An 824-nucleotide genomic window follows, 5' to 3' on the forward strand; every position below is an offset into this window, starting at 1 on the left:
CCTGTACCCCCCGCACCCCCGGCTGAACCCGCGCCCGCACCGGTGCCGGAGGAGCCGCGCCTGCCTGAGGATGGCATGGTGGCCCAGTTCAAAGCCAACCAAGTCAAGCTGTCGCCCGAGACGCAGGCCATCCTGACCCGCCTGGCCGCGACACGCGAGCCCACAGAACGCCTGGAGATTACCGGCTTCTGCCACCGCAAAGACGCACCGGTCGATGCCCGTGAGATCGCATTGATGCGTGCCATGGCAGTGCGCAACGAACTGGTCAAGCAAGGCGTGCCCGCCAAGTCCATCCGGGTGAAGTTCAACACCACGCAGGCACTGCATGCGGTGAAGATCACGGCGAAGTAGGCAGGGCATCTCCTCCTCTATCCAAGTGAAGTGGGCTGCAGAACGGCCCGTCAATTGCGCTGCTGTTCCAGATAGCGCACATGACCTTGGACTCGCAGGATGGGACGCGCTCTACTTTCGTGCACCCCGCCCACACCCTGAGACTGCGGCGTTTGGTACTCCATGGCGGCGACGGACCTCCATCGCGCGTTGTGGTGCAGCCCCGTTTCCCTGTCCAGGTACTGCCCCTGCATCCGCAGGTTCTGCTGAAGCTGAACTGTCTGGTTCGCTGACTGCTGTTGCAGCCGCTGAACAGGTCTTCCCGCTTCGTCGTAGCTCTGCCATTCCTCCCGGACCGTACTGCCCCATGTGCTGTACTGCGCTGTCCACACCAGGTGGCCGCTGTTGTCGCTCAGTTCTTCCGGCAGGCCGTTGGGCTGGGTGTGGAAGTAATACATCTGCGCTGCCTGCGCCGTTGGAGTTGCGGCTGCGGC

2 protein-coding genes are annotated in these 824 nt (G+C 63.6%); one reads left to right on the plus strand and one right to left on the minus strand.

Going from position 1 to position 824, the window contains the following annotated elements:
• A partial coding sequence (locus AC07X4_RS23975) for an OmpA family protein (RefSeq protein ID WP_288853127.1) occupies positions 1-351 on the plus strand: 351 nt, incomplete at its 5' end.
• 50 nt (positions 352-401) lie between these two features.
• Here AC07X4_RS23975 and AC07X4_RS23980 read toward each other — a convergent pair.
• Positions 402-824: RHS domain-containing protein (locus tag AC07X4_RS23980; protein WP_494741547.1), on the minus strand; the 423-nt coding region annotated here is incomplete at its 5' end.

It is taken from the genome of Acidovorax sp. GW460-11-11-14-LB4, from assembly GCF_059423685.1.